This window comes from Alistipes communis (genome assembly GCF_006542665.1).
Taxonomy (GTDB): Bacteria; Bacteroidota; Bacteroidia; order Bacteroidales; family Rikenellaceae; genus Alistipes; species Alistipes communis.
Genome location: NZ_AP019735.1, coordinates 1,228,216 through 1,251,355, shown reverse-complemented (window position 1 = coordinate 1,251,355; position 23,140 = coordinate 1,228,216). Strand labels below are relative to the sequence as shown.

24 protein-coding genes are annotated in these 23,140 nt (G+C 60.4%); 15 read left to right on the top strand and 9 right to left on the bottom strand.

From position 1 onward, the window contains the following. Nucleotides 1-13: 13 nt before the first annotated feature. The 9 genes from map to FMF02_RS05065 all read left to right on the top strand — a co-directional run bounded on the left by map (nt 14) and on the right by FMF02_RS05065 (nt 5,553). Nucleotides 14-790 carry a type I methionyl aminopeptidase gene (gene map, locus FMF02_RS05105; protein ID WP_019130845.1) on the top strand — a complete coding sequence of 259 codons (777 nt, stop codon included), beginning with the start codon at nt 14-16 and terminating at the stop codon, nt 788-790. 15 nt (nt 791-805) lie between these two features. Beyond that, the gene (infA, locus tag FMF02_RS05100; RefSeq protein ID WP_004329489.1) at nt 806-1,024 is read left to right on the top strand and encodes a translation initiation factor IF-1; all 219 of its coding nucleotides are present in this window, start codon (nt 806-808) and stop codon (nt 1,022-1,024) included. 21 nt (nt 1,025-1,045) lie between these two features. Next, nucleotides 1,046-1,162, top strand: a complete 117-nt coding sequence (gene ykgO, locus FMF02_RS05095; protein WP_010262443.1) for a type B 50S ribosomal protein L36 — start codon at nt 1,046-1,048, stop codon at nt 1,160-1,162. Between the two features lie 32 nt (nt 1,163-1,194). After that, the gene (gene rpsM, locus FMF02_RS05090) at nt 1,195-1,575 is read left to right on the top strand and encodes a 30S ribosomal protein S13 (protein ID WP_019130846.1); all 381 of its coding nucleotides are present in this window, start codon (nt 1,195-1,197) and stop codon (nt 1,573-1,575) included. A 15-nt stretch (nt 1,576-1,590) separates the two neighbouring features. After that, nucleotides 1,591-1,980 carry a 30S ribosomal protein S11 gene (gene rpsK, locus FMF02_RS05085; RefSeq protein WP_019130847.1) on the top strand — a complete coding sequence of 130 codons (390 nt, stop codon included), beginning with the start codon at nt 1,591-1,593 and terminating at the stop codon, nt 1,978-1,980. Nucleotides 1,981-2,033: 53 nt separating this feature from the next. Further along, nucleotides 2,034-2,642, top strand: coding sequence for a 30S ribosomal protein S4 (gene rpsD, locus FMF02_RS05080; protein WP_019130848.1), 609 nt, complete (start codon nt 2,034-2,036; stop codon nt 2,640-2,642). 21 nt (nt 2,643-2,663) lie between these two features. After that, nucleotides 2,664-3,656, top strand: coding sequence for a DNA-directed RNA polymerase subunit alpha (locus FMF02_RS05075; protein WP_026074984.1), 993 nt, complete (start codon nt 2,664-2,666; stop codon nt 3,654-3,656). A gap of 2 nt (nt 3,657-3,658) precedes the next feature. Then, nucleotides 3,659-4,234 carry a 50S ribosomal protein L17 gene (gene rplQ, locus FMF02_RS05070; RefSeq protein WP_019130850.1) on the top strand — a complete coding sequence of 192 codons (576 nt, stop codon included), beginning with the start codon at nt 3,659-3,661 and terminating at the stop codon, nt 4,232-4,234. 518 nt (nt 4,235-4,752) lie between these two features. After that, nucleotides 4,753-5,553, top strand: a complete 801-nt coding sequence (locus FMF02_RS05065; RefSeq protein ID WP_019130851.1) for a DeoR/GlpR family DNA-binding transcription regulator — start codon at nt 4,753-4,755, stop codon at nt 5,551-5,553. A 95-nt stretch (nt 5,554-5,648) separates the two neighbouring features. Here FMF02_RS05065 and FMF02_RS05060 read toward each other — a convergent pair whose 3' ends face one another. Continuing rightward, a complete protein-coding gene (locus tag FMF02_RS05060) occupies nt 5,649-7,328 on the bottom strand; it encodes a PL29 family lyase N-terminal domain-containing protein (protein WP_141412386.1) in 1,680 nt (559 codons plus the stop codon). A 568-nt stretch (nt 7,329-7,896) separates the two neighbouring features. On the opposite strand from FMF02_RS05060, the gene FMF02_RS05055 reads away from it, so the two are divergent. Next, nucleotides 7,897-9,249 carry an MATE family efflux transporter gene (locus FMF02_RS05055; protein WP_141412385.1) on the top strand — a complete coding sequence of 451 codons (1,353 nt, stop codon included), beginning with the start codon at nt 7,897-7,899 and terminating at the stop codon, nt 9,247-9,249. A gap of 73 nt (nt 9,250-9,322) precedes the next feature. Here FMF02_RS05055 and frr read toward each other — a convergent pair whose 3' ends face one another. Genes frr through pyrH form a run of 3 tightly spaced genes read right to left on the bottom strand, consistent with a single transcriptional unit; the run spans nt 9,323 to nt 11,240 of the window. After that, nucleotides 9,323-9,883, bottom strand: coding sequence for a ribosome recycling factor (frr, locus tag FMF02_RS05050; RefSeq protein WP_141412384.1), 561 nt, complete (start codon nt 9,881-9,883; stop codon nt 9,323-9,325). Between the two features lie 19 nt (nt 9,884-9,902). Next, a complete protein-coding gene (locus FMF02_RS05045) occupies nt 9,903-10,505 on the bottom strand; it encodes a TlpA family protein disulfide reductase (protein WP_141412383.1) in 603 nt (200 codons plus the stop codon). 27 nt (nt 10,506-10,532) lie between these two features. Further along, nucleotides 10,533-11,240, bottom strand: a complete 708-nt coding sequence (gene pyrH, locus FMF02_RS05040) for a UMP kinase (protein WP_141412382.1) — start codon at nt 11,238-11,240, stop codon at nt 10,533-10,535. Between the two features lie 193 nt (nt 11,241-11,433). On the opposite strand from pyrH, the gene dxs reads away from it, so the two are divergent. Next, entirely contained in the window at nt 11,434-13,311 is a 1,878-nt protein-coding gene (gene dxs, locus FMF02_RS05035) for a 1-deoxy-D-xylulose-5-phosphate synthase (RefSeq protein WP_141412381.1), read from the top strand. A gap of 56 nt (nt 13,312-13,367) precedes the next feature. Here the strand turns inward: dxs and FMF02_RS05030 are convergent, their stop codons facing one another. From FMF02_RS05030 to FMF02_RS05015, 4 genes are read right to left on the bottom strand one after another with little or no spacing between them, the layout of a single operon-like run. Beyond that, the gene (locus FMF02_RS05030; RefSeq protein WP_141412380.1) at nt 13,368-13,883 is read right to left on the bottom strand and encodes a lipocalin family protein; all 516 of its coding nucleotides are present in this window, start codon (nt 13,881-13,883) and stop codon (nt 13,368-13,370) included. 47 nt (nt 13,884-13,930) lie between these two features. Beyond that, nucleotides 13,931-14,632 (bottom strand): immunoglobulin-like domain-containing protein, encoded by a 702-nt coding sequence (locus tag FMF02_RS05025; RefSeq protein ID WP_141412379.1) that lies wholly within the window; start codon nt 14,630-14,632, stop codon nt 13,931-13,933. A gap of 33 nt (nt 14,633-14,665) precedes the next feature. Then, nucleotides 14,666-15,739 (bottom strand): metallophosphoesterase, encoded by a 1,074-nt coding sequence (locus tag FMF02_RS05020; RefSeq protein ID WP_162502273.1) that lies wholly within the window; start codon nt 15,737-15,739, stop codon nt 14,666-14,668. Between the two features lie 23 nt (nt 15,740-15,762). Beyond that, nucleotides 15,763-16,533, bottom strand: coding sequence for a radical SAM protein (locus FMF02_RS05015; RefSeq protein ID WP_019130861.1), 771 nt, complete (start codon nt 16,531-16,533; stop codon nt 15,763-15,765). A 632-nt stretch (nt 16,534-17,165) separates the two neighbouring features. On the opposite strand from FMF02_RS05015, the gene FMF02_RS05010 reads away from it, so the two are divergent. Both FMF02_RS05010 and FMF02_RS05005 read left to right on the top strand, forming a co-directional pair. After that, the gene (locus FMF02_RS05010) at nt 17,166-18,434 is read left to right on the top strand and encodes an aminotransferase class I/II-fold pyridoxal phosphate-dependent enzyme (protein WP_019130862.1); all 1,269 of its coding nucleotides are present in this window, start codon (nt 17,166-17,168) and stop codon (nt 18,432-18,434) included. Between the two features lie 10 nt (nt 18,435-18,444). Continuing rightward, complete coding sequence (locus FMF02_RS05005) at nt 18,445-19,233, top strand: glycerophosphodiester phosphodiesterase (protein WP_141412378.1); 789 nt, start codon at nt 18,445-18,447, stop codon at nt 19,231-19,233. A 190-nt stretch (nt 19,234-19,423) separates the two neighbouring features. Here FMF02_RS05005 and FMF02_RS05000 read toward each other — a convergent pair whose 3' ends face one another. Next, nucleotides 19,424-20,515: an SGNH/GDSL hydrolase family protein gene (locus FMF02_RS05000; RefSeq protein WP_141412377.1), complete on the bottom strand. Its 1,092-nt coding sequence runs from the start codon at nt 20,513-20,515 to the stop codon at nt 19,424-19,426. Nucleotides 20,516-20,841: 326 nt separating this feature from the next. Between FMF02_RS05000 and FMF02_RS04995 the strand changes: the two genes are divergently transcribed. Then, nucleotides 20,842-22,425: a beta-N-acetylhexosaminidase gene (locus tag FMF02_RS04995; protein ID WP_141412376.1), complete on the top strand. Its 1,584-nt coding sequence runs from the start codon at nt 20,842-20,844 to the stop codon at nt 22,423-22,425. A gap of 99 nt (nt 22,426-22,524) precedes the next feature. Beyond that, the gene (locus FMF02_RS04990; protein WP_141412375.1) at nt 22,525-23,022 is read left to right on the top strand and encodes a hypothetical protein; all 498 of its coding nucleotides are present in this window, start codon (nt 22,525-22,527) and stop codon (nt 23,020-23,022) included. Nucleotides 23,023-23,140: the final 118 nt, after the last annotated feature.

Genomic DNA, 23,140 nt, shown 5'->3' with positions numbered 1-23,140 from the left:
GTTTTTGAACCGAATGATATACTTAAAGAACGAAGAAGAGATCGAACTGCTCCGCGAGAACAACCTTCTCGTGAGCCGGACGCTGGCCGAAGTGGGGCGCCACATACGGCCCGGCGTCACGACCAAGGAGCTGGATCGCATCGGCGAGGAGTTTATCCGTTCCCACGGAGCAGTTCCGGCTTTTCTGGGGTATCAGGGCTATCCGGCATCGTTGTGCATTTCGGTCAACGAGCAGGTGGTCCACGGTATTCCGTCGACGTCGCAGGTTCTCAAAGAGGGCGACATCGTTTCGGTGGATTGCGGTACATTTATGAAGGGGTTTGTTGGTGATTCGGCCTACACGTTTGCCGTAGGAGCCGTTTCCGACGAGGTGAAACAGCTCATGGAAGTCACCAAAGAGGCTCTTTATAAAGGTACGGCACAGGCCAGGGCGGGAAATCGCGTAGGCGATATCTCGGCGGCCGTGCAGGAGTATGCCGAAAAATTCGGCTACGGCGTGGTGCGCGAGTTGGAGGGACACGGTTTGGGTCGGAAGATGCACGAAGACCCCGGTGTTCCGAACTACGGCGCCCGCGGCAGAGGACCCCTGCTCCGCGAGGGCATGGTCATCTGTATCGAACCCATGATCAACATGGGAACCCGAGCGGTGGTATTCGAACCCGACGGATGGACGGTGCGTACGCGCGATCGCAAGCCGGCGGCTCATTACGAGTTCGCGGTGGCTGTGCGCAAGGGCGGCGCGGATGTCCTGACCGATTTCAGTATTATCGAGGAGGCAATTAACAAGTAAGCAAGAAAAGACTCTATGGCAAAACAGACTGCGATTGAACGAGACGGTACGATTATCGAGGCGCTGTCGAACGCGATGTTCCGCGTCGAGCTGGACAACGGCCACGTAATCACCGCTCATATCTCGGGGAAGATGCGGATGCACTACATCAAGATTCTTCCCGGGGATAAGGTAAAAGTGGAGATGACCCCCTACGATCTGTCGAAGGGGCGGATCTCTTTCAGGTACAAATAACCAAAAGATTGCTTGAAAATCATGAAAGTAAAAGCATCAATCAAGAAGCGTAGCGAGGATTGCAAGATCGTCAAGCGTAAGGGGAAACTCTACGTGATTTGCAAGAAGAATCCCAAATTCAAAATGCGCCAGGGGTAATTTTTAACGATTAATCAGAAAGAAAGTAATTTATGGCACGTATAGTTGGTGTAGATTTACCAAAAAACAAACGCGGTGAGATCGGCCTGACCTATATCTACGGTATAGGCCGTTCGACCGCCCGTAAAATTCTCGACGAGGCAGGTATCAGCTACGATGTGAAGGTTCAGGACTGGAACGACGAGCAGGTGAGCGCCATTCGTTCGAAAATTGCCGAACTGGGCATCAAGGTCGAGGGCGAATGCCGCTCGCTGGTTCAGCTCAACATCAAACGTCTGATGGACATCGGCTGCTATCGCGGTATCCGTCACCGTTTGGGTCTTCCCGTTCGCGGTCAGAGCACCAAGAACAATGCGCGCACCCGCAAGGGCCGCAAGAAGACGGTCGCAAACAAGAAAAAGGCAACTAAGTAATAGCAGAAGAGAGTTATGGCAAAGAAAACTGGAACAGTTAAGAAGAAGGTCGTCAAGGTGGGTGCTCAGGGCATGGCTTTTGTCCACTCGACTTTCAACAACGTAATCATCACCCTCACGAACGAGGTGGGTGAGGTTATCAGCTGGTCTTCGGCCGGTAAGATGGGTTTCCGCGGCTCGAAGAAAAATACTCCCTATGCTGCTCAGACGGCTGCCGCCGACTGCGCGAAGGTCGCCTATGATATGGGTTTGCGCAAGGTGAAGGTCTATGTCAAGGGACCGGGTGCCGGCCGTGAGTCGGCCGTGCGCACCATTCACGGCGCGGGCATCGAAGTGACGGAGATCATCGACGTGACGCCGATGCCGCACAACGGCTGCCGCGCTCCCAACCGCCGCCGCGTGTAAGTGGGACTGCGTGAAGTAACTTCTATCAAAGGATTTTTAAAAAGTTAAGAACAATGGCTAAATATATAGGACCTAAATCGAAGATCGCCCGTCGTTTCGGCGAGGCTATTTATGGTGCGGACAAAGTGCTCGAGAAGCGTAACTTCCCTCCCGGCCAGCACGGTCTGATGCGCAAGCGCAAGAAGGTGTCCGAGTACGGCGAGCAGCTCAGCGAGAAGCAGAAGGCGAAGTACACCTACGGGCTGCTGGAGAAGCAGTTCGCCCGTACCTACGAGGCTGCGTCCCGCATGGGCGGCATCACGGGTGAGAACCTGCTCAAGTTGCTGGAATGCCGTCTGGATAATGTTGTTTACCGCTTAGGTATCGCTCCGACCCGCGCTGCTGCGCGTCAGCTCGTATCGCACCGTCACATCTGCGTCAACGGCAATGTGGTGAACATTCCGTCGTATTCGCTCCGTGTGGGCGACGTAGTGTCGGTTCGCGAGAAGTCGAAGAGTTTGGAGGTGATCGCCGAGTCGTTGTCGGGAGCTTCGAAGAGCCGTTACGCATGGCTCGAATGGGACGGCGCCACGATGAGTGGCAAGTTCCTCCAGAAGCCCGAACGCGAGGAGATTCCCGAAAACATCAAAGAGCAGCTGATCGTCGAGTTGTACTCTAAGTAGTAATTTAACAACAAATTCATTATGGCAATATTAGCATTCCAGAAACCTGAAAAGGTTATCATGCTTGAGTCCACTTCATCGTTCGGGAAGTTCGAGTTCCGACCGCTGGAGCCGGGATTCGGAATGACCATCGGCAACGCTTTGCGCCGTATCCTGCTCTCTTCGTTGGAGGGTTATGCGATTACGACGGTCAAAGTAGCCGGTGTAGACCACGAGTTTGCCGCTATCCCTGGGGTGATGGAGGGTATGATCGATATTATCCTGAATCTCAAAAAAATCCGTTTCATCCGTACGGTCGACAACCAGGACGCCGAGAAGGTGTCGGTCAACGTGGCGGGCGTAACGGAGCTGACCGCAGGATACATTTCGAACTATCTTTCGTTCTTCAAGGTGTTGAATCCCGAATTGGTCATTTGCCATCTCGCACCGGGAACCAAGATGCAGATCACCCTTACGATCGGTAAGGGGCGCGGCTACGTTCCCGCAGAAGAGAATACCCCTGCCGAGTGCGAATTCGGTACGCTCCCCATCGATTCGATCTTCACGCCGATCAAGAACGTGAAGTATTCGATCGAAAACTATCGTGTGGAGCAGAAGACCGACTACGAGAAATTGAATTTGGAGATTACTACCGACGGTTCGATTCATCCGAAAGATGCGTTGAAGGAGGCGGCTAAGATTCTCATTCAGCACTTCATGCTCTTCTCCGACGAGAAGATCACGCTCAACATGGAGGACAGCAACGGTGCCGAGGAGTTCGACGAGGACGTATTGCACATGCGCCAGCTGTTGAAGACCAAGCTGTCGGATCAGGATCTGAGCGTCCGCGCGCTCAACTGCCTGAAAGCGGCCGATGTCGACACGGTGGGCGACCTGGTGCGTCTGAACCGCAACGACCTGTTGAAGTTCCGCAACTTCGGCAAGAAGTCGCTGACGGAGCTCGACGAGCTGCTCGCCTCGCTCAACTTGAAGTTCGGAATGGACGTATCTATTTACAAACTTGATAAAGACTAACTATGAGACATAATAAGAATTTCAATCACCTCGGGCGTCAGGCGGGACACCGCAAGGCCCTGATGTCGAACATGGCATCGTCGCTCATCCTGCACAAGCGCATCGAGACGACGGTGGCCAAAGCCAAGGCGCTGCGTCAGTTCATCGAGCCGCTGGTGACCAAATCCAAGGAGGACACCACGCACCAGCGTCGTATGGTATTCTCGTACCTCAAGCAGAAGGAGGCCGTGACGGAGCTGTTCCGCACGATCGCTCCGAAGATCGCCGAGCGTCCGGGCGGTTATACCCGCATCCTGAAAACGGGCTTCCGTCTGGGAGACGCCGCCGACATGTGCATCATCGAGTTCGTGGATTTCAACGAGGCCTACACGCTGGGCGTAACGCCGGCCGCACAGGCCGTCGAGGCGAAGCCCAAGACCCGCCGTTCGCGCAAGCCCGCCGCCAAGAAGGCGGATGCCGTCGAGGATGCGAAGATCGTCGAGGCGAAGCCCAAGAAGGTCGCTGCCAAGGCCGGCGGTGCTACGAAGGCCGGTGCTGCGAAGGTTGCCAAGAAGACCAACGTCGGCAAGAAGATGTGATCTTGTTTCGATCCCGATTCATACGGGCGATCCGCTGAGGATCGCCCGTATGTGTTTTTCGGGAAGGATGCAGGCAGGGGCCTCCGTCTGTCAGCGGCGGTCGGAGCGGTCCGGACAGGGTGAAGAATCGGCGTCGGGTGGTGGGGAAAGCCGCCGGTCGATGAATTCCGATCTGTCGTATGGAGGTCAGGTCGTGCCGGCAGAGGATGTCTGCTGCGTGGGACGGCGGTGAGCGGAGGTGCGGGCCGGCGAACGGTACCGGACTCGCATCGAACGAGAAACAGCAGTGCGTTTCAAGGAGTCCGATCTCTTTCGGACGGCGCGCGGGAGCTTTGCATATCCGGCTGACCTTGCCGCGATTGCGGGGCGGCCGCGTGCAAAAGAGAGCTTCGGGAGCGTAAAAAATCGCCGCGGAGTTCCGAATCCGATATTTTTCATTATTTTTGTAAAGAATAGTTCCGCCGCCGCCCCTCTCGGGCGACGTCGCGGCGGGACGGAACCCAAACCTACGACGAACGATGAAAGATACGGACAAGGTGATTCATCTGAACGAACGTCAGAACCGCATCATGGAGATCATGCGTCAGCAGAACGCCGTATCGGTGGCGACGCTCTCCTCGCTGATGAAGGTTTCGGAGGTGACGATCCGCAAGGACCTCACGATGCTCGAAGAGCAGCACATGCTGTACCGCGTGCACGGTTCGGCCATTCTCGTGAACCGTTACATCAACGACCGCTCGGTGGCCGAGAAGGAGAAGCTCTATGCCGACGAGAAACACGCCATCGGCGTCTATGCCGCGCGGCTGATCGGCCCCGACGATACGATCATGGTCGCGTCGGGTACGACGACGCTGGCCATGGCGCGCGAGATCGGCCAGAACGACCGTCTGACAGTCATCACGTCGGCGTTCAGCGTGGCTTCGGAACTCTCCACGCGCCGTTCGGTGGATGTCATCCAGTTGGGCGGCATGGTTCGGCGCAGTTCGCTCTCGGTGCTGGGTCCCTTTGCCGAGCAGATGCTGGGCAGCCTCTCGTGCAGCAAGCTCTTCATGGGCGTCGACGGCGTCGACCTGGATTACGGCGTGACGACGACCAACCACATCGAGGCGAGCCTGCACAAGCAGATGATCGCCTCGGTGCAGAAGGTGATCGTGCTGGCCGATTCGTCGAAGTTCGGCCGTCGCGGATTCAGCAAGATCTGCGACATGAGCGCCGTCGATCAGATCATTACCGACGACAAGGCGCCCGCTTCGGTGATCGAGCGGTTGCAGGAGTCGGGCGTCGACGTGACGGTCGTACCGGTCGGCCGCCGCGAATAGACTGCGCCATAGGAAAGAGCGTCCCGGTACGGATTCCGTACCGGGACGTTGCGTTCGGGGTGTCCGGCCGCGTGAAGGGCGGCCTTCTTGCGGAGTTACTCTTGCGTGTCGACGAAGGCGCAGGCGAGCCCCCACACGGTGAAGTTGTCGGAGCTGACGACTTCGAGCGCTATTTCCGTGCCGTTTTTCCAGACGGGCGAGCGGTAGATCTCCTCGTAAGTGCCGTAGTCCATGTCGTAGGCGTTGCCCGCGACGTAGATGTCGCTTCCGGCTACGGCGAGGCCCGTCCCCTGGCACAAGGCCATTCCTTCGGAGATGACTTGCACGCCCTCTTCCGTCCAGATGCAGGTGACGATATCGCCGGAATCGGCCGTCATGTTGCCTTCGATGATGTATTTCCCCTCCTTGACGTAGAGGCCCGTCACTTCGGTTCCGACCTCTTCGGTGAAATAGGTGGGCTGGCCGTCCTTCCACAGCACGCCCTTCCAGCGGCCGCCCGACACCTTCTCGGCTCCGGCAGCATAGAGCACGCCGCCGTCGATGCAGATGGCGTTGACCTTGGCGAGCGTCGAGCCGTCGGTCAGGTTCTGCGCCACGCCGTTCTTCCAGATGCAGGCGATGCCGCCGCTCTTGTTGTCGGCCGGTTGGACGTAACCGCCCACATAGACGTCGTTGCCTTCGGCTGCCACGCAGTAGGCCAATGCGTCGGTCGAGCCGTCGCTCAGGTACTCCATCTGCCCGTTACGCCAGTAGACGGCCTTTCGGTCGGAGTTTTCCAGCGTTTCGAAACCTGCGGCGTAGATGTTTTCGCCCGCCGCCGCGACGGCGACGGGGGAGGTCGCGCGTTTGCCGTCGCTCAGGACGGAGCGCGTCACTTGCGTCTCGTTGCCGACCTCGAACTGCCACATGACGCCGACGTTCAGCGGATAGGGTTCGTAGTATCCGTCGTCGAACAGATCGCCGATCGCTTCGCAGCCGACGACATAGACCTTGTTTCCGTCGACGTAGACGCCGTTGCAGAAACTGTCCGCCGAGCCGTCGGTGAGCAACTGGCGCTTGCCGTCCTTCCACAAGGTGGCATAGTAATGCCCTTGACCGGGTACGAGCTCCTGTCCCACGGCGTAGAGGATGTGCGGCACCGAGGGCTGCGGTTCGCTTCCGCCCTCCGCTCTCGGGACGGTGACCGTCCTGCCGTCGGGCAGGGTGAAGTAGACGTAGTTCTCGTCCATGTCGACGAGTATGCCCGCTCCGTCGTCGCCCTTCTCGCCGGTGGCCTTGTCGAGTTTCGTCCATGTCGTGCCGTCGTCGTAGGAGATATACCAGTACTCCTCCTCGATTTTCAGTTTGGGCGAGGTGCCGTTTTGCCCGGAGACGGGGAGTTTCTTGCCGCCGTCGGTGATCCACTCGCCGTCGAGCGTCCAATAGTAGATGCCGTCGGTATCCTTCTTAACGGAGACGACGGGCGCCGTGCCGGGTTTGCCGTTGTAGACGACGATGGGCGTCCCCTTGGCGAACCGGATCGTGTAGCCTACCATGCTTCCGTTTTCCGTCAGCGGTTCGACGGAGGTGATGTAGTCGCCGCGGTCGAGTGCCGTGACAATAGTCTGCATCGAACCGAGATTGGTGTTTATGTCGTTGCAGAGCCGTTCGAGTCGTTCGAGCCGCTGCTCGAAATCGTCCAGTCGTTTCACGAGCGCCGAATCGTCGTACTCGTCGTTGCAGCCGGCCAGCAGCATCACGCACAGGCCGGTGAAAAGGGTAAACAGTCTTTTCATGGAAAAGAGAGGGTTTAAGGGTGAACAGGCGTACTATTACGGCTGTTTTACAAATATAATATAAAATTTGCGGAATCGAACGCCGCAACCGGCTGTTCGTCTGTCGGTTGGATTGACTGTTTCGCATGCGGGGACAGGGATTTCCGACCGATTCGGAAGCCGAATGCGCACGATGGGCAACGATCCGCGGCGTGCGGGGGCGATTCGGTTGCGATTCGTAATTTTTCGGATTTTTTGCGACTTTCCGGTCGTGCCGGGCATTCTGTCGGATAAGGAGGGCGTTTGCAATCGGATATACCGTGCAGTGAATCGATCTCCGAAATTTGGATGCTTCGAAGATAAGTCGTACTTTTGTCGTCGGAATTTTTTCAAACGTTTTCGATAAGCCGAGAGCAGAGCCGCGCTTGTGCAGGCTATGCCGAGGCGGGAAAACGACAGTTGAAAACGAACGTTTTGTAATCCTCATCGGAGGGCAGTATATGCCGGATAAGATGACTGGGTAAAACCAATCAGCTTGTCCGGCCTTTTTTGTGCCGGTTTTGGAAAACTATCGTAAAATAAAGTAGGTATGGAAAGAGATGAGATCGACTTCGGAACGCTGAAAGTGTCCGTACTGTTCCGCAAACTGTTCATTCCGACGCTGTTCGGTATGCTCAGCATCTCGGCTGTCACGGTGGCCGACGGGATTTTCGTCGGCCACGGCGTCGGCAGTGACGGCATCGCCGCCGTGAACATCTACGTCCCGCTGCTGATGCTTTTCCAGGGGGTGGGGCTGATGATCGGCATCGGTTGTTCGGTCGTCGCCTCCATTCATCTGTCGCGGGCGAAGGTCAAGGCGGCCCGCCTGAACGTCACACAGGCCATGATTATCGTGACGGCGCTGACGCTGCTCCTTTCGCTGCTGATCGTGGTTTTTCCGGATCGGACGGCCTGCCTGCTCGGTTCGTCCGACCGGTTGTTGCCGCTGGTGAAGGACTACCTGCTCTGGTTCACACCGGCGCTGGTCTTCCAGATGTGGACGGCCGTCGGGCTGTTCGTCATCCGGCTGGACGGAGCCCCGAAGCTGGCCATGTGGTGCAGCGTCGTCGCCGCGCTGCTCAATGTGGTGTTGGACTGGCTCTTCATCTTTCCGCTGGGCTGGGGCGTCATGGGGGCGGCGTTCGCCACGGCGATCAGTGTCTCGGTGGGCGGTGTGATCGTGGTCGTCTACCTGTCGTTTTTCGCACGCACGCTGCGTTTCTGTCCGCTCAAACGCAGCCGCAAGAGCTTGCGCTTGTCGCTGCGCAACGTCGGTTACCAGTGCCGCATCGGTTCGTCGGCCCTGTTGGGCGAGGCGACGCTGGCGATGCTGATGTTCGTCGGCAACCTGACTTTCATGCACTATCTTGGCGACGACGGCGTCGGGGCGTTCGGCATCGCCTGTTATTACATTCCGTTCGTCTTCATGGTCGGCAACGCTATCGCGCAGTCGGCGCAGCCGATCATCAGCTACAACTTCGGTGCAGGCGTCCGCGAACGGGTGATCGAGGCTGCGCAGATCGCGCTGGCGACGGCCGTGGTCTGCGGTGCGGTCGTCACGGCGGTCTTCATCGGCAGCCCGCGCCTGCTCGTCGGGCTCTTCCTCGATCCGGCGACGCACGCTGCACGCATCGCCATCGAGGGGTTACCGTGGTTCGCCCTGGGCTTCATTTGCTTTATCGTCAATCTGACGGCGATCGGATACTACCAGAGCCTCGAACGGGTCGGGATCGCTTCGGGTTTCGCACTCCTGCGCGGGTTCGTCTTTCTCGTTCCGAGCTTCCTCTTCATGCCGCGGCTCTGCGGTACGGAGGGCATTTGGCTGGCCATGCCGTTGTCGGAGCTGCTGACCGCGCTGGTCATTCTCGGCGTCAGCCTCTGGCGGCGTCAGCGGATCGGCTGATCGGCTCCGTCCGATTGCGAACGAAACGGGATGCTGCCGTCGGCAGCATCCCGTTTCGTTCGTTCCGGCGGCATCAGACCGTCATGATCTCCCGCTCCTTGCGGTCGAGTGCGGCGTCGAGCGTTTTGGAGAACTTCTCCAACAGTTTCTGTACCTGCGTTTCGCCGTCTTTCGACTCGTCTTCGGGCATTCCCTCCTTCTGCGCCTTCTTGAAGGCTTCGACCGCGTCGCGGCGGGCGTTGCGCAGACTCACACGGGCCGTCTCGGCTTCCTGCCGGATCTGTTTCACGAGCAGTTTGCGGCGCTCCTCGGTCAGCGGCGGGATCGACAGGAGAATCTGCTCGCCGTTGTTCGAGGGGGTAAGGCCGATATTGGAATCGATGATCGCCTTTTCGATCGGTTTGATCATCTTCTTGTCCCACGGCTGGATCAGGATCGTCTTCGCATCGGGTACGGTGACGCTCGCGACGCCCGATACGGGGGTCATCGAGCCGTAGTAGTCCACCATGACGCCGTTCAGAACGTTCGGCGACGCCTTGCCGGCGCGGACGTTGTTCAGCTCCTCTTCGAGATGGTCGATAGCACGCTGCATGCGGCCTTCGACGTCGGTCATAATCGTCTTTGTATCTGCCATATCCTTGTCGTTTGTTGAATTATTTCTGCTGAATCTCCGCGGCGGCCGCACACAGGAGTTCGGCGAACTCCTCGTCGTCGTAACCCACCGTGGCCTTCACCACGCGCCCCGTGCGGTCGATCAGAAAGTTGCGCGGGATGAAACGGGTCGCATAGCGCTTGTAGATCGTCTCGTCCGTGTCGAGCCCCATCGGGAAGGCGTAGCCCGTTTTGGCGCGGAAGGCCTCGACCGCTGCACGCTCTTCGCCCCGCGAGATCGGCAGGAAGACGAACTCCTCTCCCGCGAAGCGGTCTATGACCTGCTGCTGCACGTGGCTCAGCTCCTCGCGGCAGGGCGGGCACCACGTCGCCCAGAAGTTGAGCAGCACGACCTTGCCGCGCAGTTCGCTCAGGGCGACCTTGCTGCCGTCGATCATCTCGACGGTGAAATCGGGGGCCTCGGCGCCCTCCCCGGCCAGCGTCGCGGCGGCGGCTTCGGCCGCTTCGTCGGCGGGCTGTTCCGCTGCTGCTGCGGCTTTACCCTCCCGTTCCACCTTGTCGGCGTACCACAATGCGATGCAGACCACTGCGATCAGGGCCAGCAGGATGACGAGCATCCGGTTGTTCGCTTTCTTACGTGCCATATTTCCGAAATGTTATATTCTTAGAAATCAAAGGTGTACCAGCGTGCCGATCTTCTCGCCTGCGAGCAGCCGCATCAGGTTGCCTTCGGTGTCCATGTCGAAGACCTTGATCGGCATCCGGTTCTCCTTGCAGAGCGTGAAGGCGGTCAGATCCATGACTTTCAGGCCGCGGCTGTATACCTCGTCGAACGAGATCGCGTCGAACTTCTCCGCCGTGGGGTCTTTCTCCGGATCGGCCGTGTAGACGCCGTCCACGCGGGTTCCTTTGAGCAGGACGTCGGCTTCGATCTCCACGGCGCGCAGCGCCGCCGCCGAATCGGTCGTGAAGAAGGGATTCGACGTCCCGCCGCCGATGATGACCACCTCGCCTGCCGCGAGGTACTCCAAAGCGCGTGCCTTGGCGTAGTATTCGCCGATAGGCTCCATGCGGATCGACGTCAGCACGCGGGCCCGCACGCCGTCGTTTTCGAGCGCCGATTGCAGGGCCAGCGAATTGATGATCGTGGCCAGCATCCCCATCTGATCGCCCTTTACGCGGTCGAATCCCCGTCCGGCGCCTTGCAGGCCGCGGAAGATGTTGCCGCCGCCGATCACGACGGCGACCTGGACGCCCGCTTCGACCGCCTGTCGGATCTGTGCGGCGTAGGAGTGGAGAACGTCGGTCGAAAGACCGTAGCCTTGTGCGCCCTGCAACGATTCGCCGCTGAGTTTCAGAAGGATTCGGTTGTATTTCATGGTGTTGCCTGTTTTTACAAGTTATCCGTTAGGCGAAGGTACGAAAAAATCCGGAATTATCCTTCGCCGGCCGCGATCTTTCCTGTCGGATCGTGCGGGCGGGGCGTGTCGTCGCCACGGAGGAGTGTCGCTGCCGGAGGAATTTTCGGGGAACCCTTTCACTTTACCGCAGAAAGTGCTACCTTTGTAGTTCATGGAAAAGCGGGAATACAACTGGCTCGATCGAGTGGATTCGCCGCGGGATCTCAAACGGCTCTCGCTCGACGAATTGCGTCTCTATTGCGACGAGCTGCGGCACTATATCATCGAACAGTGCGCGGTCAACCCCGGCCATCTGGCGTCGAGCCTCGGTGCGGTGGAGCTGGCTGCGGCGGTCCATTACGTTTTCGACACGCCCGACGACCGGCTGGTGTGGGACGTCGGCCATCAGGCCTATGCGCACAAGATCATCACGGGGCGCCGCGAGGCGTTCCGCACCAACCGCAAGCTGGGGGGCATCAGCGGCTTTCCGCGCATCGCCGAGAGTCCCTACGACGCTTTCGGAGGGGGCCATTCGTCGGTCTCGATCTCGGCCGCTTTCGGTATGGCCAAGGCCGCCGAGCTGCGCGGCGAGAAGCGGCAGGTGATCGCCGTGATCGGCGACGGCGCCATGACGGGCGGCTTGGCTTTCGAGGGGATGAACAACGCCGGGGCGAGCCGCAAGACCAACATGCTGGTCGTTCTCAACGACAACAACATGGCTATCGACCAGGCTACCGGCGCCCTGAAAAGCTACCTGCTGCACATCTCCACGTCGAAGCGGTACAATGCGTTCAAGAACCGGTTGTGGCGCTGGTTCGCCCACGTGCCGCCGCTGCTGACGCTCTGCCGCCGCGCGGGAAATGCGGTCAAGCACGGCCTGTTGCAGAAGAGCAATCTCTTCGAGAGTTTCAACTTCCGTTATTTCGGGCCGGTGGACGGTCACGACGTGCGGGCGCTGGTCACGGTGCTCCGTGCGCTGAAAGAGATCGACGGTCCGAAGCTGCTGCACGTGATGACGGTCAAGGGCAAGGGTTATTCTCCCGCCGAGCATAACCAGTGCGAGTGGCATGCGCCCGGTCGGTTCAATCCCGAGACCGGCGAGCGGATCGCCTCGGCCGACGGCCGCGACCGTTATCAGGATGTCTTCGGGCAGACGCTCGTCGACCTGGCGCGGCTCGACCGGCGCGTGGTGGGGATTACGCCCGCGATGCCTTCGGGCTGTTCGATGAACCTGCTGCTGCGTGCGATGCCGGAGCGCTGTTTCGACGTCGGGATCGCCGAAGGACATGCCGTGACCTTCTCGGCCGGACTGGCCGCCGCGGGGATCGTCCCCTTCTGCAATATCTATTCGACCTTCATGCAGCGCGCCTTCGACAACGTGATCCACGACGTGGCGATCCAGCGGCTGCCCGTCGTCCTCTGTCTGGATCGGGGCGGCCTGGTGGGCGAGGATGGTGCGACGCACCACGGGGCGTTCGATCTGGCCTATTTCGGCTGCATTCCCAACCTGACGGTGGCCTCTCCGCTCGACGAGCGCGAACTGCGCAACCTGCTCTATACGGCCTTGCAGAGCGGTGTGCCCTTCGTCGTGCGCTATCCGCGCGGCAAGGGCGAGGGGGCGGCATGGCGCGACGAGGCCTTCGAGCGGTTGCCGATCGGCCGCGGCCGCCGGCTGACGGAGGGCGACGACATGGCCGTGCTGACGATCGGGCCGGTAGGGAACGTCGCGGCGCGCGCCGTGAAGCGGGCCGCCGCAGAGGGCGTTTCGGCTGCGCACTACGACCTGCGTTTCGCCCGTCCGCTCGACGAGGAGCTGCTCGACGAGGTGGGGCGTCGCTTCGAGCGGGTCGTGACCGTCGAAGACGGCGTGGTGCGGGGCGGCGTGGGGAGCGCCGTGCGCGACTTTTTCGACCGGCGCGGTTACCGTACGCAGGTACGTTCGCTCGGTATTCCCGACGACCGGTTCGTGGAACACGGTACGCCGGCGGAGCTGTATGCGCAGTGCGGATTCGACGAGGAGGGAATCCTGCGGGCGATTTTGGAGCGCTGAGTAGGGATCGGAGCGATCGAAAGCGGGGATCGGCAGCTGCCGATCCCCGCTTTTCGTCATTGCGGCGCCCGCAGGAGCCGCAGCCGGTCGAGCGGATAGCCGCGCCGTTCGGCCAGCCCCACGATGTGACGCAGCGTGTCGCGCCGGATGCGGGGTTGCCGCGAGAGGATTTGCAGGTGCAGCGGTGCGGTGCTGCCCACGAGCGCCCACTGGTACTGATCGTCCAGTTCCAGAATGCAGTAATCGGTGTGGAGGAAAATGAAGTTTTTTACCCGCAGCCGTCCGCTCCGCTGCGTTCGCCGGGCGTGCCGGCACGACGTGTGCCGGTGTCCGGTGCGGATGTCGATGCCGGCCCGTTCCATCTCGACGTTCCCGTCGGCCCGCAGCGTATAGCGGGCTTCGATGTTGCGCAGCCGCCGTTCGAACGGACGGTCGTAGCGGGCGATTTCGTACCAGCGTCCCATGTAGCGTTCCAGTTCCAGCCGCCGCACGGTGCGCATGTCGATGTGTCGGTGCCGACGCCGGTAGAGGAGCGATGCGATGATGAAAGCCAAAACGTAGAGTGTAATCACGATCGGAAATTTACGGCGGGAAGGTGCAAAATCCGCGCCGCAAACTCCTATCGGACGAAACGGGTGAAGGGGACGAAGGGCATGACGGTGAACTCGGCTGTCAACAGATAGTCGCGGCGGGGGTGTTCGGTGTAGACCGGTTTGCAGATGCGGTAGCGGCCGAATGCGGCCGGAAAGAGGCGCGGGTGCAGACGGGCCGTGAAACGGTGTTCTGCGGCGCCGTTCTCCGGTTCGAGACAGATCAGCAGGGAGTGCCACATGCCGCCGTCGGGCAGCCGTTCCCAGCGGTCGCCGTGCAGGCGGCAGACGGCGTAGTCCGTTCCGAAGCAGAGCCGTTGCCGGCCGGCGTTGCGGATCGTGAGGCGCACGGTGTCGGCATCGCAGGGGTAAAGGGCGTATTCGGCGTGCATGGAGAAGAGTGCGGCGGGTGCCGTGCCGCCTTCGGGCGCGGGCGGATAGGGGACGGTGCCGGGATCGAATCCTGCGAGGCGGATCCGGCGGCTGTCGTGCACGCAGCGGCGGAAGCGGGCCTTCATCGCCGAATCGGCACGCAGCAGATGTACCTCGACGCGGCCGTCGGCCTCGTCGCTCCACGCCGTCGTGAAGGCTTCGGCGAGCAGGTCGTCGGGATGCGCGGCCAGCCACTGTACGACGCTGTCCTGCAATGCGCGCAACTCCCCGTCGGCTCTGCACGGGCTTACCGCCGCGAGGACGGCGAAGAGCGTCAGGGCGAACGGCAGGCATTTCATGGCGGAAGGGTGTGGCTCCGGTACGGACCGGAGTTATTCGATCACCATGTCGAACCGGTCGCAGGTGCCGGTGCGGTGCGCCAGATGTTTGGTAAGCGACGAGATGCCGAACAGGGGCGAGTAGGTGCGCACCTTGATCGTCCGGCCGTCGGGCAGGAATTCGAGGATGCGCAGCCAGCCGTCGCCGCCGTTGCCCTCCCAGCCGCCGCCGAGGATCTGGACGTTGAACATCATCTGGTGGACGTCATGTCCCGCGCGGTTTTTGTCGACGCGGTAGGCAACGGCGTCCTCGTAGTCGCCCGGCTTGCCCGTGTGGCCGCAGACGACCATACGGATGTTCGGGGAGGGTTCGATCAGTTTGCGCCAGATTTCGGCGCCGGTGTTGCCCGGGGTGAGTTCGTAGCTGTTCTTTTCGATCCGTTTGGCGGAGCGTTCGTGCAGGAAGGCGTGGGTCATGAATATCACCTTGCGGTCGCGGTATTCGGGCTTGTCGATCAGCGCCGCCGCCCAGTCGAGCACTTCGTCGCGGGGCAGGAACTCCGTGGTGACGACGAGCAGGCCGCCCCATGCCGGATCGTCGAAGGCGAAGGCGGCGTTTTCCAGCGAGATGGCGCCGTTGCGGTTGGGATACGTCGCGACGCAGACGTCGCGCCACGCCGGATTGCGTTCGAAGGGGAAGTAATCGGGGAAACACGTGCGGCTGTTTTCGGCCTTGCGGTATCCGTAGTCGTGGTTGCCCGGCGAGACGATGTAGGGGACCTTGCCGTCGAGCCGTGCCAATGCGTGCGAGGCCGCTTCCCACATCTCGCGGCTGGTCTGGTTGAGCATCTTGCGGTTCAGAACGATGTTTTCGTTCTGTTCGACCAGATCGCCCGTGCAGAGCACGGCCTTGATGTTGAGGTGGTCGACGTTGTCGGCGATCCACGCCGTGCAGAGGTCGAACAGCGGCTGGTTGATGTCGTATTTGGTATAGCCCTGCGGGTCGCCCAGCAGGATCATGGTGAACGAATCGGGATCGGTGAGTTCCTGACGGTCGGCGCGGTCCTGCGCCTGAGCGGCGAAGGCGACGAGCGCCGCCATGCAGCAGAGAAGTAGTTTTCGGTTCATTATCGGGAAGTTTTAAACGGGTTTCAGGCTACGGGACAGGGGATGCCGAGCGCTTCGACCCGTGCGGCGATGCGTTGCAGCTCCTCGCGGGGAATTTTGCGCAGCGTCCGGCACGGGGTGTCGCGGTCGAGCGAGTAGACCATCACTTTCGACGGGCGGATCTCCTCCACGAGCCGCAGCCATGCCTCCACCTCCCGTTCGGCGGTGTTGTCGATCGGTTCGCCTTCGATCTCGCCCGCAAGAAACATCGTTTGGAGGATCATGCGGCCTTCGAAACGTTTCATCAGTTCGACTGTCCGTGCGACCGAGTAGTCGCCCGCCGGATTGTTCATGCGGCGCACGGTGGCGTCGAACGCCGAGTCGAGTTTCAGGATGTTGTTGTCGACGCGCAGCAATGCGCGGCGCACGTCGTCGCGGTGGATCTGCGTGGCGTTGCTCAGTACCGAAACCCGTGCCGAGGGGCACAGTTCGTCGCGCAGGGCGAGCGTGTCGTCGATGATCGCTTCGAAATCGGGGTGGAGCGTAGGTTCGCCGTTGCCGGCGAAGGTGATCACGTCGGGCGGGGTTCCGTCGGCCGTCATGCGGCGCAGTACGGCGCCGAGTTGAAGGCGCACCTCTTCGCGCGGATTGAACCGCCGCCGGCCGGGATGGTCGGCGTTCCAGCCGCATTCGCAGTAGATGCAGTCGAACGAACAGAGTTTCGATTCGGTGGGCAGCAGATTGACGCCCAGCGAGAGACCGAGCCGCCGCGAGTGCACCGGCCCGAAGATGATGTCGTGATAGAGCGATGTCATGCGACAAAATTAAGAATTAAAAGCGAAGAATCGCCATCGGGCGTGCATAAATGTCGCTGTTGTCGGTGAAGGGTGTTCCGGTTCGTGTCGGGAAGAGTCCCGGATCGACCGGCGCTCCGGTGGAAGGGTGGTTCGAATTTGCGCGGTTGCGGAGCGCATCCTTGCTTTCGTCGCGTCGACGCGGTAAAGTGCAAACGTTTGTGCCTGCTTGCTGACTTCGATTCGGGGTGAGCGGAATTCGAAGACCTTCCCTCGGGGATGAGCTTCGAATGGGGTCGGATTTGCAACCGTTGCCGGAGGCCGCGACGGTGCCGTTCGGGAACCGGCAGCAGCGGCGATTTCGGATGGGCTTTCCCGAACCGTTGGGGGGGGCGGCGGCTATAAAGCCCCTCCCCTGAGGGAGGGGTTTGGGGTGGGGTCGGATTTGCAACCGCGGCCGGAGGCTGCGACGGCGCCGTTCGGGAACCGGCAACAGCGGCGATTTCGGATGGGCTTTCCCGAACCTTAGTAAGTATAAATGCGTATTTCGAGCCGGCGAATGCCAAAAAGAAGCGTTTCGCAGCCTGCCTTTTAGGAGTTTTTCATACCTTTGTGTACCAAAAAATTGGGACTAACTAAAATTCAAACAGGATATGGTGGATATTTTTGCCCGTCTCGAAAAAAATGCGGGCGGCCCGATCGGTCAGTACATGCGGGTGGCACACGGTTATTTCGCTTTTCCGAAGCTCGAAGGAGAACTGGGGCCGCACATGCGTTTCCGCGGGAAGATGATGCTCAATTGGAGTCTGAATAACTATCTGGGCCTCGCCAATCATCCGGAGGTGCGCGAAGCCGATGCCAGGGGCGCGGCCGAGTTCGGCATGGCGGCTCCGATGGGTGCCCGCATGATGAGCGGCCAGACCAAGTATCACGAGCAGCTGGAACGCGAGCTGGCCGCCTTCGTAGGCAAGGAGGACGCCTTCCTGCTCAATTTCGGCTATCAGGGCATGATCTCGATCATCGACTGCCTGCTCTCGCCGCGTGCGCTCGACGTGGTGGTTTACGATGCCGAAGCGCACGCCTGCATCATGGACGGTCTGCGTCTGTACAAGGGCAAGCGGTTCATGTACGCCCACAACGACATGGAGTCGTTGCGCCTGCAACTGAAACACGCCACCGAATTGGCTGAACAGCAGGGCGGCGGCGTGCTGGTCATCACCGAGGGCGTCTTCGGCATGAAGGGCGACTGCGGCAAACTGGACGAGATCGTGGCGTTGAAGAAGGAGTTCCCGTTCCGTCTGCTGGTGGACGATGCCCACGGATTCGGCACGATGGGTCCCGGCGGCCGCGGTACGGCGGCGCACTACGGCGTGGTGGACGGCGTGGACGTACTCTTCAACACCTTCGCCAAGTCGATGGCCGGCATCGGTGCCTTCGTCAGCGGGCCGAAATGGCTGATCTATCTGTTGCGTTACAACATGCGCTCGCAGCTCTACGCCAAGTCGCTCCCGATGCCGATGGTCATCGGCGCGTTGAAGCGTCTCGATCTGATCCGTAAGCATCCCGAATATCAGGAGAAACTGTGGGAGATCACCCGCGCGTTGCAGGGCGGTCTGAAAAAGAACGGATTCGACATCGGTCCGACCAATTCGCCCGTGACGCCCGTCTACATGAAGGGCGGCGTGACGGAGGCGACCAACCTGATCGTCGACCTGCGTGAAAACCACAATCTCTTCTGCTCGATCGTGGTCTATCCCGTGATTCCGCGCGGCGAGATCATCCTGCGCGTCATCCCGACGGCGGCCCATACGCTGGAAGACGTGAACTATACGATCGAAGCCTTCAAGTCGGTGCGCGACAAGCTCGAATCGGGCTTCTACCGCGACAAACCCATTCCCGAAGGTTTCGCTCAGGAACTTTAATCTCCGGGCCATGCGATCGCCGGCACGGATCCTGTTCGTTCTGTTCACCCTGCTCCTTACGGTGCAGGGTGAACCCGTTTTGGGCGCCCGCACGAAGGTGATCGTCCGTCCTGCCGCCGGCCGATCCGTGCCCGAAGAGGCTTACGGCATCTGCCTTCCCGTCCGGCTGTCATGCGACGGCGTGGCGGTCTGCGGCTACGATGCACAGCTTCCGACGGGCGAACGGGTGGCGGCGCTGTCGGCGGACGAACTGGCGGCACGAGGAGTTCCGAGGCTGGACGACGTCGTGCGGCAGTGGCGGGGTCGGGATCTTCGCCTCTTTTTGGAACTTTGCCCGTCCGCGGCGGAGCCGCTTTCGGAGGAGGAGCGTGCCGAACGGGAGTTGATCCTGCGGCGTGCCGACGCTGCGACGTGCGGGGCGTTCGCTGCGGCCGATGCATCGTGCGGTTGCTGCGCACTGGCCGAAACCGCATTGCGGACGGCCTATGGAGCCGGGTTCCGGCAGGGGGATGTCTGGCTGATCGCGGACGATGCGGAGGTGTTCGCGCGTTACGGCGGCAGATCGTCCAAAGTCCCCCTCTGCGGCTTGTCGCCGGAAGGGACGGGCAGGGGCGGTGTGCGGGGGCTGTTTCTGCACCGGATGCGTGTCGGATCGAAATCCGACGTGAAGCGGTTGCACAAAGGCGGCCGGCGGATCGTGGTCTGGGATGTCAATTCGGCCGGGGATGCCGCCGCGATGCGGGCCTATGGCGTCGATTTCATCGTGACCGACGATCCGGAATCGATTGGCGGTCGATGACTTTCTGTCCGACCGCGCCTCCGTTCCGGCCGTCCTTTTGCCGTGTCAAAGTCTTTGCTGTTTGCGGATCGGACGGGAAACGCAGGAAGGAAAGGTCTGTTCGGGACAGTCGCCGGTTACACGGTTTCTACTGGGGAATAAAAAAGCTGCAACACAACGCGTTGCAGCTTTTTTTCGTATTTCGGCGGAATCAGCGGATGTCGTGTTTTTTGAGGATCTTGACGATCTGCGGCCGGATCACTTCCAGAATACGGCCGTGACCCAGATCGGAGGGATGTACGCCGTCGACGGTCGCATCGTGGTCGTCGCCCAGCGGCATCCCCGGATTGAGGAAATAGATGTTCTTGTCCTGTTTGAGCAGACGTTGCATCCCCGCTTCGGACGCAGCGCGTTTGTCGTCCTCGAACTTGCGGATCTTGTCGTTGAAATTGCGGCTTTCGCGCACCTCGGTTTGCAGAAAGATCAGCGGCGTCGTGGGATGTGCGGCGCGTATCGTCGCTACGAAGGGTTCGAGACGCTCCTCGATCTGCTGTGCCGAAGGGTTGGAGAAGCTGTCGAAGAGGAAGGCGTCGGCCTCGCACGCTGCGGCTACATGGGCGAAGAACTGTTCCATCTTGCACTGGCCGCTGGCGCCCAGATTGACGAACTCGAAGCCCGTCGCACGTTCGAGTTGTGCAGGATATGCCATGCCCGGACGGCTGAGTCCCGTACCGTGGGTGATGCTCGAACCGATCACCACGATCCGGTGGCGGAAGGGATTGGGTGCGGCTTCGATGCGGGCGCCGGCGTCGACGCCGATTTCGAGCGTTTTCACCTCGTCGAACAGCGGCAGGTAGAGCAGGCACTCCTTCTCGGTGCCGTCCATGTGCTCGACGAGGGTGGCCTTGTGGTCGGCTCCCAGACCGGGACGGGCGATGCCGGCGAAGACCCACTCGCCGTCGCGCTTGATGTAGAGGTCCATTCCCTTCTGCGAGAGCCCCGTCATGTGGGTACTGGGTTTGCGGTCGGTCGTCGTCCAGCGGGCGGAGATCGTGCGGCTGTCGGTGCGGAAGACCACGGCCACGCCGGTCGAATAGGTGTAATAGAGCCGCACGGTCTTCGACAGATCGGGATAGTCGGCCACCTCGACGCGGTGGAAGGGTTGCTTCGTCGCATGAGGCTTGTTCACGAGCGTGAGCGTCGCGGCGTCGACGTAGTTCGGTTCGGGTTTTTCGGCAGCCGATGCCGGGCCGATGCAGAGCACGCAGAGCAGCGCGCCGAGCGAGAACAGGAAGTTTTTCATATCCGGAAGATTGGTTAGTTTTTTCGTCGATACAAAGATAGGAAAAGCCGAGAGCAGAACCAAATTTATTTGGTTTTGCCGGGGCGGAGTATCTAAGGCGAAGCCGACGGCGGGATTTCGCGGCGAATTGCGGACGTCCGGTGCGGAATTTTTTCCTCCCTCTTTGTCCGCTGGCGGAAAAAAGCTATCTTTGTTCGACTTATGAAACTTCTCGTCAAGCCGAGCGCAGAGCCGAACTTGTTCGGGCTGTGCCGGGGCGAGAAAACGAAGAAGGAAATTCGATGCTTGCTGACCTGCTGATTTAAACGAAGAAAAATTCAACGAATATGAAACGACTTTTTGTGCTTGTGTGTGCATTGGGACTCTGGGCGGCGGCCTGGGCGGCTCCCGAAGTGAATATCGTACCCAAACCGCTGAACGTCGAGATGGGCGACGGCTCCTTCACGGTCGATGCCGCGACCGTCGTCACGGTGGGCAGGGACGCCTCGTTGCGCTCCGTGGGGGAACTTTTCGCCGCGATGATCGAGCCGGTCACAGGGCGTGCCGTCAAGGTGAAGACCGCGGCCGACGGCGCGAAGATCGACCTGGCGGTCGATCCCGAGCTCGGCGAGGAGGAATACGTGCTGCGGGTGACGCCTGCGGGCGCCGACGTGCGCGGCGGTTCGCCGAAAGGGGTGCTCTACGGTTTGCAGAGCCTGCGCCAGCTGGTGATCGAAGGCGAGGGGACGGTTCCGGCCGTGACGGTGAAGGACAAACCCTATTTCGGCTATCGCGGCGCGATGCTCGACGTCTGCCGGCATTTCATGCCCGTGGAGGATGTGAAGGCCTTCATCGACATTCTGGCCATGCATAAACTCAACCGGTTCCATTTCCATCTGACCGACGACCAGGGCTGGCGTATCGAGATCAAGAAATATCCCGACCTGGCACGCAAGGGCTCCGTCCGCAAGGAGACGCTCGTGGGCAATCTGCGTACTTCGACCGAATACGACGGGATTCCCTACGGCGGGTATTATACGCAGAAACAGATTCGCGAGATCGTGCGCTACGCCGCCGAACGCCATATCGAGGTGATTCCCGAAATCGAAATGCCCGGCCACGGGCTGGGGGCGCTGACCGCCTACCCGTGGCTCGGCTGCCGCGGCGAGAATTACGAGGTCTGGACACGCTGGGGCATCAGCAAGGATGTTTTCTGCGCCGGCAAGGACTCGACCTTCGAATTCTTGCAGGACGTGCTCGCGGAGGTGATCGAGTTGTTCCCCTCGAAATACATCCATATCGGCGGCGACGAGTGCCCCAAGGCCCGCTGGAAGGAGTGCCCGCTCTGCCAGCGGCGGATGAAGGAGAACGGCCTGAAAAACGAGGAGGAGTTGCAGAGTTATTTCATGCAGCGGATCGAGAAGTGGCTGAACGACCACGGCCGCAACATCATTGGCTGGGACGAGATCTTACAGGGCGGAATCTCGAAAACGGCCACCGTGATGTCGTGGCGCGGTTCGAAGGGCGGAATCGCCGCAGCCAAGGCGGGCAACACGGTCATCATGGCGCCCAACACCCACTGCTATCTGGACTATCGTCAGACGCAGCAGCAGGAGTTCGAGCCGCTGGGACAGGTGAAGTACCTGCCCATGCGGCAGGTCTATGCGCTCGATCCCTACGAACAACTGACTCCCGACGAACGTAAGTACATCCTCGGCGTGCAGGGCAACCTCTGGACGGAGTACATTCCCGATTTCCGGCAGGTGAAACACATGCTGCTGCCTCGTCTGGCGGCGATCGCCGAGACGGGCTGGGCCTACGACCGCAAGGATTTCGAGGATTTCAGCCGACGCATGCGGCAGTTCCGCAAGGTCTACGATCGTGCGGGCTACAACTACGCGACCTATTTCTTCGACGGAAAGGACGAATAATTCCGTTTCTCCCGCAGACGGGATGCACGGTGGTGTGCGCCCTGTCTGCGGGAGTCTCGCCGCCGGACGATCCGGGCGATTACCGAATATCGAATTGCCATGAAATATCTGTTTTGTGTCCTGCTGGCTTTGTCGCTGGCTGCGTGCGGGAAGGAGACCGAAGATCCGGGGTTGTCGCGCGAAGAGTTTCTGGATCTCTTCCCGCTGCATGAGCATGGCGAGGTGTATGTCGAACCCTTCTACGTGCGTTTTTACTATCCCGGAGGGAATTGTCTGCTCTTTCCGACCGACATTCTCGGCGAGAGTCCGGCGGCGCCGGTACAATATATGTTTCTGCATCTGGACGGCAGCGACGTTCCGCCCGCGGAACTGATCGACCGGGCCTACGGCGTCGACTGTGCTGCCGCGACGACCGCATTGAGTTTTTTGCCCGATGCCGCCGGCGGGAATTACCTGGTAGCCGATTTCCGTTACCGCTATGCGGCCGAGCAGGGTACGCAGATCGGGGAGCGCGTCGGCGAGTGGCGCATCGTGTGGGGCGTGCAGCGGCAGTATAGGTACAATGGAAAATTGTATCCGCGTGTCGAATTTCAGTAATTGCCGTACGGCTTGTGCATTGGAACGGTTTTGGACGAATGCGGAGTCGGGCGGCCTGCGATTTTTTTGCGGAAATATTTTGCAGAATAAAAATTTCGGTTTATCTTTGCACTCGCAA